Here is a 16894-nt window from a genome sequence, read left to right on the forward strand (position 1 = left end):
AAACTCCCTAACAGATTTTTAAAACCAATTAGTCCTAAAATTAGAATTTATTCTTTCGTTTTATTCTTTTCTCTTTCTTCAAGACGTTTATGCCAATCGGCACTTTCTTTGTTTAGATCGTAACCTTCTTTTGATAAATAATTATTGATTCTTCCTTTGTATTTCCCAAACCAACCGTGTTTTTCTTTAGATGATCCTCCATCCATAGCATGTTCTCTGGCTTCTACTAAGGCTTTATAAATATAATCTTTTTGTGCTGCTGTTAAATTTGGCAACATGTCGTTGTAACCTGCAACCGTAATTGGCAAAACACCATAAGTCATTCCGTCTTTCACTTCGGTAATTTTATCTTCAGTCAGTTGTTTTCCCAACTTTTTAAGATAAGCTTTATGCAGTTTATCGATTGATTGATCTGCTTTTGACTTTAGTTTATCGATGCTTTCATTTTGCTTTTCTTTGTCTAAAGCAGTGTCTTCTTTTATTTTTTTGATTTCGGCATCTCTCCCATCCTGAATTTCGCTTAGATCCCTAAATTGCTGTGCAACGATGTCTATAACAGCTTTTTCTTTCTCTGGATTTTTCAATCCTAATTTATCGACAATTTTAGCAGCTCTTTCGTTGGTTACTTTGATGTATTCCGGATCTAAATGCTGTTGTGCAATACTGGTAAAAAATACCAAAAGCATCATCAAAACACTTGCTTTTTTTATTGACTTCATTTTAATAAAATTATGAATTACAATGTTATTTTTTAAAATCTGTTAGATCTACAAAATCTGTATGCTAATTTTTTCTCGCAGATTTAACAGATTTTTTTTCTGAATTATTTCTAAACTATTCTTGTAAAGACTTTGTTAGCGTCTCGTGATTGTTGTTTAGATCTTTCCAGTCGGTTTTTTGGTTTGGATCTGTACCGTTTAAATATTCTTCAATATTAGAATATCCGTCGTTATCTGAGTCTGTTTTAGCATCTGAAGGGTCATTTGGATTTAATCCGTTTTTCTTTTCCCATTTATCCGGCATTCCATCTTTATCTGTGTCTACATAAGGTTTTCCTTTGTATTCAGGATATCCGCCAACTTGAGAAATATCTGTAATGATTCCTTGCTTATAAGAATCCATTGGTAAACGTCTGTGTTCGAATTGATAAAATGTTTTTTTCTCTAATCCTTTTGCATATTCAGGAACTCCAGTTTTAACGGTTCTTACGATTCTTTCGTCTACTTTATCTCTGATTGGTAAAGTGGCACCTACGTTTTTAAGTACAAAATCATACGATTCCTGTGCTGTCATGAATTTATTGAACCATGGCATTGGAAATGGTCTGTCACTTTTCATTTTAGCAAAATAATCTTTGGCATCGTCATAGTTCATTAACTCGCCTTTTTTATTCTCGATCTGAATTCCGCCATCCCAGTTGTCTTTTGTTACTTTATCATTATTGTTTACTACGTTTCCGTTTACATACGCTCTTCCAAAAACCATATAAGGTAATTTACTTCTTCCTGATTCCGGTTTTAAAATTCTGTAGCTAATTGGCTGTGTCAAATCTGTAACAGGACCCGGTTTATAAAAGTTATTGATAATGTTGTAGTTTGCAGTATAATCGCCGCCATCTGTTGATCTGTTGTACCAGTTGAAAACGACATTATTTACAAAATTGAAAATTCCGTTCCATCCAATTGAAGGATTTCTACCGGCATTATTAGCCCACATATTTCTAACAAATGCACAATTTTCTCCTCCTAAAGTACTTCCAAAAGCATGATTGTAAGTGTCTAAAGCTTCTCCAAACAAACTGTTTTGGATGGTAATATTTACCGTTGGTTTTTTCTCATCCGGATATCCTGCACCAGGACTGTACATATGTCTGTAAATGGACATATTCTCGTCTAATCCCCAAGTTGCAGAAACGTGGTCGATCATAATATTTCCAACAGGATTTCCTCCAATAGCGTCATCGCGACGGCCTACGAAAGTTTCGCCACGACGAAAACGCATATGTCTGATAATTACATCGTGAGTATCAATCCATACAGATTCTCCCGCAATACAAATTCCGTCTCCCGGAGCTGTTTGTCCGGCAATGGTAATGTAAGGGGCACGAATAATTAGCGGACTTTTGATTTTGATAATTCCGGCAACATTAAATACTACTATTCTTGCTCCTCCTTTTTCGCAGGCTTCACGTAAAGTTCCCGGTCCTCTGTCTTCCAGACTTGTAACGGTGTACACGTTTCCGCCACGGCCTCCGTATGTAAACATTCCTCCTCCTTCGGCTCCGGGGAAAGCTGGAATTTCTGCCTGAGGTAAATCATTTGGTCTTGATGCCCACGGAATGTATGGCTTACCATGTCTGGCTTCTTCTTCGATAATTACAAGTGCTTTTTCCCAGGCTTCGTCAGAAAGTCTTGAAGCTTCTTCTTTAATTGCCTTTTCTTGTGCCTGAACTTCAGCACTTAGCTTTGGATATTGAGCGAAACACTCGAAATTTCCCACGACAACCAGAAATAGAATAGATAATACGGAATTTTTCATGTTAATTTTTAATTATGGTAATTCTTTTTAAACAAATCACCTGTATTTTTAGAAATACAGGTGATCGTTTTTTATGTTTTAATAAATCATTTTTGTGGCCAAAACTATTCTTGGTAGTTAAAAGTTCCGCTACCGCCATTAGCATCGTTCCAGCCTATGGTTTGTAATAACCAGGTATTTTGAGTTAAGGCTGTAGCATTTAATCCGCTTATGTAATAATTTGGATTAAATTTAATTTTAACTGCAGCGCCATTAAAATTATCCAAAGCAGTAACTAAAGGCGTACGTACAAAATTATTATTATAAAAAGTAGCCAAAGTTATCAATTGTGCCTGGAAATTAGTTGCATCAGGATCAGCTACAACTGCTGCACGAGCTGCTGCCGTTATAGGATCTGTTTTTTCCGATGCTGCTGTATTTTTGTATTGTAAAAAGTTTCCTGTACGTTGTGTTCCGTTTATAGGTGCTAAACCTAATTTACTAACTGTACCACCGGTAATTCCAGGAAGTGTAGCATTATCATAAAGCATCCAACGCTGTACATCCCAATAACGTTTTCCTTCGTATGCAAGCTCAACTCTACGCTCATATAGTACAGCTTCGATAGCAGCATATTTATCTGCCAAAGTACCAATTCCGTAATTATTTGCAGACGGAATTCCAACACGGTTTCTAATTCTACCTAAATAAGCCAAAGTGTTACCTGTTTGTCCCAAAGCTGCATAACATTCAGCAATATTTAATAAAAGCTCAGCATAACGATATTCAAAAATATCAGTTCCTGAATATTGGTAATTGGTTGCATTTGTAGCGGTTAAGTTTGTCATTTTTCGAACAAAAGCAGTACTTGATGCCGAACTGTTTCCATCAGCAAAACCAATTTTACTTGCACCGTCTACCCAGCGGTATGTCCATAAAGCTGCTGTAGTATTTTCTTTATATGCCCATCTCACTCCGGAGAAAGCAAATGTTCTGTAAAATCTTGGATCACGATTTACAAAGAAAGTAAAATCATTATATCCGTTAGCTGCTGTAGGTCTTCTTCCATCTGCCAAAGGGAATAAATCGATCATTTCTTTTGGGGCAGGAGTTCCTCCTCCTGATCCACCCTGCCCTTGTAAACGAATTGCTTTTTCCCAAGAGTTGTTTGTCGTTTGGGCCGTATTACCCGGACCACAAAATTGTACTGTGATTGCTTCCGGACAGAAAGCATTATCTACAAGAAACATTTGCTCCCATTGTTTTGCATTGCTTCCTACTAATCCGTAACCATCTGCTGTTAGTTGAGCTTCTGCTGCCAATCCTGCTTTTAGAGCGGCATCCCAACGGTCATTAGAACCATCCCAGTTTTTATTGAATAACGGGCTTGCATAAGTTAATAATACGCGGGCTTTTTGTGCTAAAGCGGCTCCTTTTGTAACACGTCCGTAATTTGACCCTGCAGATGCCCATGTTCTCGGCAATAAACTTGCAGCCATGTCAAAATCTTTTACGATTTGTTCTACTACTTCAGAAACTTTTGCTCTTGGTAATTGAATTTCAGGATTGTCTGCTGCTGCTGCCTGAACTGTCGTTACAAGCGGAACACCTCCATAAGTACGCATTAAATCAAAATATTGCAAAGCACGTAAATAATACATTTGTCCTTTTGCCTGATCGCGAAATGTTTTATCAAGGATGGCACCTTTTATATCAATATCTTCAAGTAAATTATTACATTCCCTAATTCTGTTATAAGGATGATTTAATATCCCTGTTCCAATTTTAACACCATAATAACCACTGGCATCTGCTGCATTGATTAATGTTTTGTTTGGATTGATTAGATCTTGTGTACCTCCCAACTCTTCAGTAAGTCTTGAATTTGTATCTGTATATGATCCTACCAATGTCGCTATTGGTGATTTATAAGCACTAAAAAATTCATAATACTGATTGTCTACATATGCTTGTGTACGTTCCTGACTTTGATAGAAGGTATCATCATAAGAACCGTAATTCTTTTTGTCTTCCAGAAAGTCATCGCTACATGAAGCACCTAAAAGTATTGTAAGTGCTAATGTTATATATATATTAAATTTTGTTTTCATAATTGTCATCGAATTTTAATTAGAATGATATGTTGAAATTAAACGACCATGTTCTAAGCGTAGGATACCCTACAGAAGAATTGTCATACATATTGCGATAATGATTTGGATATGGGTTGTATAAGTCCCAAAGATTATTACCTGTTATTCCTAATGTTATGTTTGCGATTTTAGTATCAGCAAAAACTTTTTTAGGTATGTCGTATCCAATACTTAAATTTCGAACGAAACAACGGAAAGTGTTCAATTGCCAGAAATCAGACGGGCTTGAAATATTAGACCATTGTGCCAGGTTAGGATATTTTCCGTTAGGATTATCAGCTCCGTACATATCATTCCAGAATGTTTCATGCGACCACATACTTGCTGCAGTAGAAGTTCCTTGTTGTACTAAGTCTACAAATGTAGCACCTCCCCATGAAGTTGAAATTTGAGTTCTTAAGTAAAATCCTTTAGCTTTAAATCCTAAGTTTGTAGTAAATCCATAAGTTCTGCTGCTATTTGCTAATTTCACATAATCATTCTCTTTCATGATCTGACCATCTGGTGCTCCTAAACTTCCGTCAGGATTAAGTTGTCCTGCAACATCCTGATAAGCCAAAGATCCTTTTGAAATTCCTGAAGCCGTATTGATGTCGAAATATCTTGGTACAGTACCTGCTGCTGTTGCACGCTCTGTTAAATAAGCCCAGTAATTGGCAATATCTGCATCTGTGCGTAAAATACCATCACCTGTAGAAGTCCCTTTCCAGGTTGCAAATCCCCAAACAGGATTAAATCCTATTGATTGTCCTTCTCTAACAGCATTATTAGACGGAGCTACAACTGCCTGAGTTGGGTATTTTTTAACTTCATTATCTGCATAGCTAAAGTTAATACCTATATCATAACTAACATCACTTTTTATTTTATCACTCCAGTTTAGGCTAAACTCAGCTCCCCATGCATCAACTGCAGCATAGTTTTGTTCCGCAAATGCTCCTCCAATAGAAATTGGCACACCTGCAGCACTACTCATGTCAGTTAACATATTAGTAGTTTTGTCATAATAAAAATCTGCTGTAAAATTTAATCTGTTTTTAAGCACATTAAAATCAAAACCAAGGTTGTTTTTTACAGTTGTATCCCATGTAGCATCTCTGTTTGGATTTACTCTAGGTGTTAAACCTGAAGCATTTGTCCCTCCATTTCCTCCAAATTGGAAACCTTTATCAACGATAACATCATAAAATTGAACCCATTTCCAAGGCTGAAGGTTGTCTTTTCCTGTTTTACCAATAGAGTAACGAACTTTAAAGAAGTCAACCCAGGCTAAATTTCTTGAGAACCATTCTTCTTTAGAAATTACCCAACCCAATTGAAGCGATGGAAAATATCCCCAGTAATGTTCCGGAGCAAACTTTGTAGAAGCATCGCTACGAAAAAGAAATTGTGCTAAATATTTTGATTTATAACTATAATTAATACGTCCAAAATAAGACAGTGTCCCTCCTTCTACTTTAGATGCAAGACTGTTTGATTGGTTTAAAGTTCCTGCTGTAGCTGCACTTCCTAAATAATCTTTAGAGGTGTTTTCGAATGCTAAACGAGTAGTCGTATTATAGATCTCAGATGCTTCACCACCAACCATTGCACCAATTTGGTGATTTCCAAATGTCCTGTCGTAATTGATCATAAAGTCACCCTGAGTACTTTTACTGTCACTATTGTTATAGTAAACTCTTGAGTTTCTTACGTTAGTTTCTAAAAGATAATCACCTTGAGGGTTTGTATTAAGATTATAGAAGCTAGGATCAGCTGCACTTAAAAGATGGTTGTCTTGTGTTTCATAATTTCTAATTCTTACCAAATCATAAGGTAATTGAATTTGTTCTGTGTAGTTTGAACTTTGAGTTCTTGAATACGTAACTTTAGCAGAAAGTCCTTTTACTGCTGCTACTTTATAATTCAACGAAGCATTAACGTTAGTTGAGTTATCATCACTTATTTGATGTGAACCATTGTTTAAATTAGCAAAGTAATTCCATCCTGCAATTGTATTATTAGCATTTGCACTTCCTAAGTTTTTGTTTGAATTAGGAAATGGTGATACATAATATTGCTGACCTCCAATAGTTGTCTGCCATGGCACGTGTTGCGGCATGTGCAGCAAGAAACCATAATCAGCTTGTTCTCCACCAGCTGCCGATGCAAAACTACCATCACTAATATTGGCAGATGCTTTACTAAAAGTTTTATCAGTAGTTCCTGAAGTTCCTGAAATAGAAGCAGAAAGTTCTAAGTTTTTTGCAATTTTTGCATTAAGTCCTGTACGATAGTTCCATTTATCATACTTTTGATATCCTAAATTTGCATCCTGAGTAAAATAAGTTGCTCCGGCAAAATAAGTGATATCTTCACCTCCACCACTTACATTAAAAGAATGTTTTTGTTGAATAGCCGGTTTCCAAGCCTCTTTTAACCAATTATTATTCAAACCTTTCATTTGCTCCAATTCAGCAGCAGAATATAATTTGGTTGTTTCAATATTTGGCGTTTGATTGGTCAGGAATCTATTGCTGAAAACTCCAAACTCGTATGCATTCATTACTTTACTATGGCTTACAGCATCATTAACAGCAAATTGACTATTATAAGAGAATTTTGCTTTACCTGCTTTTCCTCTTTTTGTTTTTACAACAATGGCTCCTTGTGAAGCACGAGCTCCATAAATTGCGGCCGAAGCATCTTTTAAAACCGTAATACTTTCGATTTCAGAAGGATCTAATCTATTAAATTGCTCTAATGTTGGTTTACCATTTGTTGGGTCAACCTGAATCATATCATCAATGATTACTAAAGGTATAGTTGAATTTCCATCTTTAGAAAAACCAAAAGACTGACGGATCTGAATGCTTGAAGCATCTCCCGGACGTCCTGAACCTCCCGAAACAGAAAGCCCCGGAACCAATCCTTTTAAAGCATCAGATAAATTAGCTACAGGTAAATCCATCAAATCATCAGGCTTAATAGTAGCAATTGCTCCTGTAATCTCTTTTTTTCTTTGAGTACCGTAACCTACAACTACGATATTTTCGAGTTGATTAGAATCTTCTGTTAGTTTTGTACTCACAATAGTACGACCGTTTAATGGTACTTCTGATTTTCTCATTCCAATGAAAGAAAAAACTAAAGTTGCCCCGCTTTTTACTTTAATTGTATACTGTCCATTAAAATCTGTCGTGACTGTGTTTTTTGTAGATTTTTCAGTTACGTTAACTCCGGGTAATTGACCTCCTAGATTGTCAGTAACAGTTCCCGTTACAGTTACAGTAGTGTAAGTGACTGTGTTTTGAGCATAACTCATCACCGTCATCATGGTAAACAAAAGAAAACTACATCTCTTTATAAGTGCTTGTTTCATAAATGTTTTTTTTGGTTAGGTTAGTAATTGTTAGTGTTAGTCATGTTTAATATGCTTTCAATCTAATAAACAAAATGAAAAGTAATCTTAAAGTATTTATTAAATGTTAAAAACACATTTATTAATTTTGAACCAAAAATATAACGATTGCGTATTACAACCGTCCTGTAGTATCCTGCTTCAATACTATTATGCCAAAAAATTACACTTAAAAAAACAATATTAATAAAAAAATTAAAGAAAAAATGTATGTATCAGAAAAAATGAAGAATAAGTTTGACTATTATCCAATACAAAAAGTACTTTTATCTAAAAAGAAGAAAAAAAAACAGTAAAAGCAATTATACGTTATTTAATTCGTAAAATTGATTTAGTTGAAGCTTGATAACGAAATGATTAAAGAATATATTTCGCAAATATATACTTACGACTTTTTGCCAAAATCCCACTTAAAATTGTATAAAAAACCTACAACATCCCTTAAAAATATTGGCCTGAACTTGCTGTGGATCGTAGAAAAAAAAATTGTTTTTTAAACGTAATTTCTGACCAATAAATTTCAATGGACATTTTATTACATAAAAAAAACAAAATTTTGTTTAACCCTTGAAGGAACAGTGGTTCTTAAAGAAAAATAATTCTATAAAACAACAATTCTTTATGGTCATTTATTCGGATCCCATCCATTTAAAACTAAATCTCTGTCGTATTTCTTACTATCTGACTTTTTAAGCTGATGTGACCATGAAACTCTTTTCGATACGTTTTTTGCACTTTGACCTTTGCTGGCATATTCTGCATAATAAGCGGTTTTATCCTTGTCAGGAAATCTTGTATCAATCCACTCATTCCATCCTTCAGGTATGATATGCGAACCTATATCTGTATTTATAAAAACAGTTTGTGCATACGGTCTCCATGGTCTTCCTAAAAAAACTTTATCAACAGTATTATCTTTGGCTGTAAGTTTGCAATCTGTAAAAACAAAACCATATGCCTGATCTTTAGGAGTTGAAGCTGCTGTAATATAAGAATTAGTCAAACTTTCGATTGTGCAATTATAAAATAAGCTGTCGCGGCACCAAAAATAAAATCGGTTGTACCATTTATAAAACAATTTTCAAAATAAGTACGAACATTGCCCTCTGATAAATAAAGTGTATCCTGATTTCCCAGTATATTACAGTTTTTTACAATTACCCTATCACTTTTTATATGCAAGGCAACTGCCTGTCCTACTCTTCCAGCCGTATTTTCGACAGTAAGATTTTCGAGTGTGCAATCGTTTGCCTGAATCAAAAAAGAATAAGATGTTGAAGTCCCAAACGCTGTTTTTCCTGAAGTGTCTGTTTCTCTAAGCGGTTTTCCAGAATAATCATTAAAGGAAATAACGCTTTTATTTCTATCTGATCCTTTTAGTGTAATGAATGTTTTAGTTGACGGAATAACCAATTTCTCTGTATAAATTCCGGGTTTAATAGTGATAACAACACGTATAACGGAGTTATCCTTTACATTGTTTATGGCTTCCTGAATAGTTTTAAAATCTCCGGAACCATCTTTTGCAACGGTTAATGCCAACTTATTATCGATAGTTTGTGCTGATAAAAAAGCAGTTATTAATAAAAATGAAGTTAAAATGTATTTCATGAATTTTAAATTAAGTAATAAAAAAGGTTTTTTGTAATCTTGACGAAGGAAAGATCGCACTCGAAACTCCGCAAGAAAAAACTCTAATCTTTGTCGAGCTGCTTTTGAGGATTTCTCGTTCCTCGAAATGACAAACTATGTGGCAAAAATTCTTTAATGTGACATCCAAACAGTCATTTCGCCTTTGCCTTTATTTCCCCACGCAAAATACGGAATCAATTTTACAGTAATCTCTTTTTCATCTTTAGCCGAAATAGGTTTGTAAAGTATTTGGTTCCAGGAATTGTTAGCCGCAATTGTAGAACTTGCTTCAATGGTTAATAATTTTCTATTTCTTAATTCGATAAAATCTGTTTTGAATTTTGAATTCAGGTTTAAAATCACATCGTTTACACTTGTATTTGCAGGAAGTTGATCCGACTCTAAACAATAAACCAAAGGGCCTCTTTTTACCGCAACCTGATTTTTAACTTCTTCTACCAAAGGATTGGCTTCCATTAATTCTACGGGCATTGGAATATTCAGTTCGATAACATCTCCCTTTTTCCATTTTTGTTCCAGTTTAAAATAGGTTCCTGAAAAGATTTTATCATAGATTTTAGAATTATTTACAGAAACTTCGGCACCACTGCTCCATCCCGGAATTCTTAAAAAGAAAGCCTGATTGTCTTTTGGTGCTTTTAATATTTTCAGGATAATTTTTCCATCCCAGGGATAATTACTTTGTTGTTCAACTTCAAGCGATTCTCCGCTTAGAGTTTCAGTATTCAAATGGTTACTTCCGTATAAATTTACAAACAAACCTTCTTTCGAAAGATTGTAAGCATAATTTCCAACTTCGGCAACTGTCCTGGTTACATTTGGCGCACAGCAATTTGATAATTTAATATATCCTTCGCGTTCATTGCCCCATCTTTGCTGAAAAGGCAAATCATCAGATACATTAAGCGGATTGTTGTAACAAAATTTCTCCCCTTCTAAGTCTACGCCGGAAAGCACACTATTATACAACGCTAACTCAACAATATCAGCATATTTTGCTTCTCCCGTTATTTGCAGCATTCTCCAATTCCACAATACATTGCCAATATTTGCACAGGTTTCTGTATGCGCAGTAGCATTTGGCAATTGAAACGGACGCCCGTATGCTTGATGAATTTTTTGAACCACAGTAGGATCATATGAAGTTCCGTCCGGAGAAACCCCATCATACAAAGCGCCGCAAGCTCCGGTAATGTACATTTTTCGATACGCTACATCATTCCAGATAGATTCCAGATTGTCCAGTAATTTTTTTTCTCCGGTTTCTGCATACAAATCGGCAACACCGGCATACAAATAATTGGCTCTTACCGCGTGCCCCATTGCTGTTGTTTGCTGTCTAAACGGAATTCTGTCCTGATTATCATCGGTTCCGTCACTTGTGGTTCCTCTAATATCGATCAGGTTATTGGCGAGTTCTAAATATTTTGGATTTTTGGTTGTTCGGTACATTTCGACAATTCCCATATAATGAGACGGACAAATGGCATTTCGAGCCAATTCCGGTGATGCTTTTTTATAGAAATCATATAAATAATCCGCAACACCTTTTGCAATATTCAGGAAATTAGTTTTTCCTGTAGCACGATAATGAATACAGGCTGCAGTCATCAAATGCCCCATATTGTATTTCTCGAATCCCAACTGTTTTTTTACTTCTTCAGGGCCTAAAGTTCCCCAGCGCTCATCTATTAAAACAGGAGTATGAATATACCCGTCCTTGCGTTGTACTCTCGCAAAAAGCGAAATGGCTTTATCCATTTCTATATCCAGTTTTTTATCTTTTGTTACTGCATAAGTGGCCGCCATACCTTCAAAAATTTTATAAAAATCACCATCATGAAAAGAAGGTCCGCTAAATTTTCCTTTCATTAAACCTGCCGCAATTTCAAAATTTTTATAGGCATGTGAAACGGAATCATTATGATACAAATTCCACATGTAAGGCAAAGTATTTTTTGTTTCTACATCAAATTGTTCTTTCCAGAAACCATTCGTCCAATGTACATCTTCAAGGCCAACACTTTGTAGTTTTGAATATGGACTTTGAGAATTTGCAACCAAGCCTTTATTCTGTGCCATAAAAGCACTCGAAAAAAGCAAAGCTAAAAGTATAATGATATTATTTTTCATTTGATATTAATTTTATCTGCGTGAGAAAAAAATTAGCTCGCAGATTTAGCAGATTTGGCAGATTTTTTTTATTTGTTTTGGATTAAATTAAAATCTACAATGATCTGCATAAATCTTTTTAAATCTGCGTGAAACCTTTTTCTATTTTACGAAGAAATTTATCGTTCTGTTCATCGAATCTCCATCGGCATCTTTTACGGTTAACACAAAAGAAGCAAATCCGGGTTCTATAGCTGTAAAGTCAATGTCTTTTCCTTTTAGAATTACTTTTCCGTTTTTTAGATCCGAGAAAGTATAGACCGGTTTATTCTCATATCCTTTGAAATAATCCTGAGCCGAAAAAGATATTTTTTCACCGGAATTTACAAAATAATGAGGCGTTGACAACCAGTCTAAATAATGGTCTAGTTGCGTAAATCCGTCTTTATCTGTATCTGAATTAGCATCAGAGAAATCCCCGGTTTTAGAATTTTCATTTAAGCCAAAAGCTTTTTCCCACCAGTTTGGCAATCCGTCATGATCTGTGTCCCAATCTGCCGGACGTGTTTCTGTTGCAAAATTTGGCCATCCTCCTGCATCTTGTTCGTTATCGATCATTCCGCCTAAGCCGCTTTTGCTTCCTTTATAAGTATAGGTTCCTTTTAGGGTTTCATCAACAATTCGATTATCGTGTTTGTCAAAAAATGGCTGATTGGCACCAACATCCGAAAGTACATTTTTATAAGCCGCCTGAGCAGATTGTGTTGCTACGAATGATTCAAAAAACGGTTTATCTACAAAAGTCTCATACTCGACTATTTCTTTATTTGTTACCGTCATTTTTCTACCTTTTTCCTGAGATTTCTCATCAAAATAACCCGGCATTACATTTCCATTAAAATAGTAACGCTGCATTCCTTTCCCAACTCCTTCATGTTGCGCATTTAAGGCAACAAAAATTCCTGTTGAAGCTCCCGGTTTATAAAAATTATTTACAAAATTTACTTCGTTTGCTCCGCCGTCAGTTGTGCGGTGTCCCCAGTTATAAACCACATTATTTGTAATATCTACTTTACCTGAATAATAACCATCTCCGTTCAAACCACCGCCAATACTCCAGTTTCGTCCATAATTATGGGCCAGTAAATTATGATGAAAACTACCAATATCACCGCCAATTGTTGCTGCATAACCATGCATTTTTCCTGCTTCGTATTTATCATGTCCAGCAACATTTAAGGCCTCAGAAATTAAAGTTCGCTGTAATGTGATATGATGTGCACCACGAGAACTAAACGATTCGTCAATAGTCCAGCTTATAGAACAATGATCGATTATACTGTAATTTGCTCCCGTTAATCCCATTCCGTCATAAGTAGTTCCGCCACCAATTCTAACTTTCAAAAAACGAACAACACCATCATTTCCTGTAAGTCCAATTGGCGCTCTGCTAATCGTAATTCCTTCTCCCGGTGCGGTTTGACCTGCGATCGTAATATAAGGTTGATTTACTACCAATCTCGAAGCCAGTTTAATATTTCCTGATACATTAAACACAATCGTTCTTGGACCAATTTGCTGGTTTACCGCGTCACGCAAACTTCCAGGACCATCATCGTTTAAATTCGTTACTTCCAGAACTTTTCCACCTCTTCCACCTACTGCAAAACGTCCATAACCTTCGGCTCCCGGAAAAGCCAATTGTGCCGGTTTAAACGACCAGACATTTCCTAAAGTTACTTCGCCTTTTGCATCGACTTCATCAATGCGCCAGTAATAAGTTGAACCACTGTATAAATCTGCAACAGGAAAAGTATTATTGGTTAATTTGCCTTTAAATTCTTTTGAAGCATCAGTTGCATTTGTGACCGCAGTTGAATCTTCTCCAAAATACAATTTATGTGCAACGGCCTTTTTTGAAGCGTCCCATTTGAGTACTGTAGTTTTATCTGCCACGACAACATGTTCATCTCTGTTTTTTGGCTCAGGAGAACGTGCCTGATTCATTAAGTTGGGCGTATCGATCTCAAAACCATTGATTACAATTTGTTTGATAATATCCGGATTTGTTGTGGGATCAATTTCAAAACGAATAATTACATCTTTAGCTTTTACAGCATTAAAAGTAATATAAGCCATCGCTGCATCTATTTTGGCATTTGCTCTTTGACTCGCGTTTACGGTTTCCTGCAGTTTTCCGTTTACATAAATTTTGATTGGCGAGAATGTCTTTCCGGTAATTACATCAAAAGCATTGTGAAACGTTAAAAGTGTATGTTTTCCTGCTTTTAATCCGCTTATTTTTAATTCCAGATTTTCAGCTGTTACTAATCCATCGCTTCCTAATCGATTATAGTGTGGCGCACTCATTCCTACTTTATACCATTTTGAGGTAAAGTTTCCTTTCAGTTTAAAGGTTACTTTATTAAATGATTTCTCGGCTTCTTTTGCTTCATTAATGACCCACGATTCATAGCTCGGGTCATGAACTTCTTCTAATCTTCTTTGAAAAAAGTCAAAATCGACTTTTACGATTTGCTTTTCAGCGGATTGTGCTTGTCCGTTTGCAGCAAAAAGTAATGCTAATGCAAAAGAACTAAATAATTTTTTGGTCATGTTTTCTTTAATTTTGTTTTATTTTTTCTCCTTCTGATACATTCAGAAGATTGATTATATCTTTTTTTCTTTCTTCTGGAATTACTTTCAAAACTTTCAATTTGCCATTTATAAGTTCTGCTTCCACAGTTGTATTTTGCTTTGCATGTAATTTAAAATGCACATTCCAATCTTTTGGCCAGGCCGGAAAAAGATAAATTTTTCCATCTGCTTCCTGCAAAAGCATTTCCTGCATGCCAATCATTCCGGATCCGCCCCAATTATGATCAGGAACCCAATCGAAACCCGGACCCCAAAATGCAGGAAATCTTCGGTCAGAATTGCTCATTTTTAAAGTATTATATTTTGCTGTTTCATTGGTTAAACCCAATCGGGCCGAGAAAATATTATCTTGTTTCCAACCTGCATGACTTCTAAATTTTATAGCATGCGTATCGTATTTCCATGTATTTAGAGCGGTTTCTAAATCTGGTTTCCCAATGCCGTAAATTCCCCAAGGATAAACCGGATACAATTGCGGAACCTCAGAATTATTGACTCTTTCCCACGATTTTGCCGGAACTAATACTTTATGATTTTCGATTTGCCCAAAATTTAAAGGCGGAATTCTAGTCTCAAAACCTTTTAAATATTCTAATTCTTCTTTTGATAATTGTTCTGAAGAAAGGTTTAAAAGATTCTCTGTAATTACTTTTAAAGCCGAAATCGTACTATTTGAATTATAAGTCATCTTATACGTTTCGGCACCTGAACCCGGATATAAAACTAATTTTCCATTTCCGTCCAAAGCTTTTCTGCCTCTTTGTTTAGCGAGATATTGATAATGTTCATCAAAAAACCGAAGACAGCTTATGATAAACGAATTGTATTTCCGTATGTCTTCTCCGGCATATTCCTTTTGCTGCAGCATCATTTGGCAAAACTCAAAAACCGTGTCCCATTCATATTCCAGCCACGCATTATATTCCATTCCCGGATCATAATCTGCCGGACGCTTCCAGTCATATTCAGCAGGATTTGGCAAACCAAAATTCTCTAATTGTTCTGTAAATGATGCTCCGTTATGATTCCAATACACTTTGCTTCTTAATTCCGCGTTTTTTTGAAGACTCAGATAATAATCCAACTGTGATTTCATCATATCAAAATCACCGCTTTTTACCATCGGAAAATAAACCAATCGCTGATTTTGAGCCGTCATCGTTCCTCCGCCCCAATTCCTGAAATCAGGTGTAAAATTTAAATCCGGATTCGTAAAAACAGGATCAACAGTAAAAAGTCCGCCGTTGAATTTTGTTGGATATTTTCCGTATGCATTACAGCCTAACATATAACGGAATAACTGATAATTTTGCCCCATTTGATACACCGAATCTTTCTCAATCGATTGATTTTTTTGGGTAAAAATAAAACTGCGGTTCCAGAAATCATTCCACCATTTTATCGTCTTTTTTTCTGCTTGTTTTGAAATGTTTTTATTTGCCGAAATTTGATTTTTCAGATCATTATTCCAAACATCAAAATCAGATTGACTTATATTTAAATAAAGTGCCAAAGCGTGATTTTTAGAAGGTTTTATGCTCGAAAGGTTAAATCCTCTAAAATCTGTATTTTGATACGTTCCTGTATAAGTTCCATTTGGTTTTAGATTATTTCCGGTCATAAATCCACCAAAAGTCAGATTTGCCAAAGGATTCAGCATTTGATCTTTTACCGATTCCAATTTTTGCTGTTTTACCGCAACATCGAAAACAGTATTTTCTCTATTTCTATGGTAGAATTTTACACCGTTGTTTTCAAACGAAACAGAATCTTTATAAGTAATAATTTCTCCTTGTGGTGCCCATTTATACGAATTGGCATTGTTTGCTTTTCCTTTGGATTCTCTGTTTTTATAACGCCAGCTTTCATAAGAAGCCGTCATTTGCAATGCTGTTTTACTTTCTAAATCCAAATGAATAATAGGTTTAAAAACATCTACCCAAAGCTTGATTTTAGTATTATTTTGAGCAATCGAAATATATCCGTCTTTCAGTTTCAATTCCTGATGAAAACCGTCATTATCCTTAAACGGATTTGGAGATAAAGTCACTTTTATACGGCCTAATTTCAGTAAAGTATTATGTTCATCAAAAGTACCGCTTCTAGAAAAATAAAAATACAAATCTCCTTTTTCAACCCAGACATTCAAACCAATATCACCGCCACCCAAAGGCATGGATTCTGATGCATTATTGCTTTGCGTATTCCAGATCTGATTGTAGTTTTCTAGCACAGGAATTTGCGCTTTAGCATAAAGCGTAATGAAGAAAAAGAATATGTAAATTGTATTTTTCAAGTTTTTTATTTTTCTGTTTTTTATTCTTCCAGCTTGTCATCCCGAGGAACGAAGAATTTTCGCAAGTAGCTCCTCAATCAAAATCGCTAATCTTTGTCGACGCTG

At 35.5% G+C, this 16894-nt stretch carries 9 protein-coding genes; all 9 read right to left on the reverse strand.

The genetic code is table 11. The features are described from left to right. Nucleotides 1-47: 47 nt before the first annotated feature. The 9 genes from RC62_RS10885 to RC62_RS10920 all read right to left on the reverse strand — a co-directional run bounded on the left by RC62_RS10885 (nt 48) and on the right by RC62_RS10920 (nt 16789). Nucleotides 48-719 carry a DUF3826 domain-containing protein gene (locus RC62_RS10885; RefSeq protein WP_055095249.1) on the reverse strand — a complete coding sequence of 224 codons (672 nt, stop codon included), beginning with the start codon at nt 717-719 and terminating at the stop codon, nt 48-50. Between the two features lie 115 nt (nt 720-834). Next, a complete protein-coding gene (locus RC62_RS10890; RefSeq protein ID WP_055095250.1) occupies nt 835-2538 on the reverse strand; it encodes a hypothetical protein in 1704 nt (567 codons plus the stop codon). A gap of 104 nt (nt 2539-2642) precedes the next feature. Then, the gene (locus RC62_RS10895; protein ID WP_055095421.1) at nt 2643-4628 is read right to left on the reverse strand and encodes a RagB/SusD family nutrient uptake outer membrane protein; all 1986 of its coding nucleotides are present in this window, start codon (nt 4626-4628) and stop codon (nt 2643-2645) included. Between the two features lie 19 nt (nt 4629-4647). After that, the gene (locus RC62_RS10900) at nt 4648-8031 is read right to left on the reverse strand and encodes a SusC/RagA family TonB-linked outer membrane protein (protein WP_055095251.1); all 3384 of its coding nucleotides are present in this window, start codon (nt 8029-8031) and stop codon (nt 4648-4650) included. A 664-nt stretch (nt 8032-8695) separates the two neighbouring features. After that, a complete protein-coding gene (locus RC62_RS23185; protein ID WP_262494065.1) occupies nt 8696-9073 on the reverse strand; it encodes a pectinesterase family protein in 378 nt (125 codons plus the stop codon). After that, complete coding sequence (locus RC62_RS23190; protein ID WP_262494066.1) at nt 9070-9681, reverse strand: pectinesterase family protein; 612 nt, start codon at nt 9679-9681, stop codon at nt 9070-9072. The genes RC62_RS23185 and RC62_RS23190 overlap by 4 nt, the downstream gene beginning before the upstream one ends. 153 nt (nt 9682-9834) lie before the next feature. Then, nucleotides 9835-11856 carry a glycoside hydrolase family 127 protein gene (locus RC62_RS10910; RefSeq protein ID WP_055095252.1) on the reverse strand — a complete coding sequence of 674 codons (2022 nt, stop codon included), beginning with the start codon at nt 11854-11856 and terminating at the stop codon, nt 9835-9837. Between the two features lie 141 nt (nt 11857-11997). Continuing rightward, nucleotides 11998-14451: a polysaccharide lyase family 1 protein gene (locus RC62_RS10915; RefSeq protein ID WP_055095253.1), complete on the reverse strand. Its 2454-nt coding sequence runs from the start codon at nt 14449-14451 to the stop codon at nt 11998-12000. 7 nt (nt 14452-14458) lie between these two features. Further along, the gene (locus RC62_RS10920; protein ID WP_055095254.1) at nt 14459-16789 is read right to left on the reverse strand and encodes a DUF5703 domain-containing protein; all 2331 of its coding nucleotides are present in this window, start codon (nt 16787-16789) and stop codon (nt 14459-14461) included. Nucleotides 16790-16894 lie beyond the last annotated feature (105 nt).

The organism is Flavobacterium aquidurense (assembly GCF_001404985.1).
GTDB lineage: Bacteria > Bacteroidota > Bacteroidia > Flavobacteriales > Flavobacteriaceae > Flavobacterium > Flavobacterium aquidurense_B.

Excerpts from the sequence above, each read along its gene's own strand:
- RC62_RS10900 (WP_055095251.1), bottom strand. The coding sequence starts at position 8,031 with ATGAAACAAGCACTTATAAAGAGATGTAGTTTTCTTTTGTTTACCATG.
- RC62_RS10910 (WP_055095252.1), bottom strand. The coding sequence starts at position 11,856 with ATGAAAAATAATATCATTATACTTTTAGCTTTGCTTTTTTCGAGTGCT.
- RC62_RS10895 (WP_055095421.1), bottom strand. The coding sequence starts at position 4,628 with ATGAAAACAAAATTTAATATATATATAACATTAGCACTTACAATACTT.
- RC62_RS10885 (WP_055095249.1), bottom strand. The coding sequence starts at position 719 with ATGAAGTCAATAAAAAAAGCAAGTGTTTTGATGATGCTTTTGGTATTT.
- RC62_RS23190 (WP_262494066.1), bottom strand. The coding sequence starts at position 9,681 with ATGAAATACATTTTAACTTCATTTTTATTAATAACTGCTTTTTTATCA.
- RC62_RS10915 (WP_055095253.1), bottom strand. The coding sequence starts at position 14,451 with ATGACCAAAAAATTATTTAGTTCTTTTGCATTAGCATTACTTTTTGCT.
- RC62_RS10890 (WP_055095250.1), bottom strand. The coding sequence starts at position 2,538 with ATGAAAAATTCCGTATTATCTATTCTATTTCTGGTTGTCGTGGGAAAT.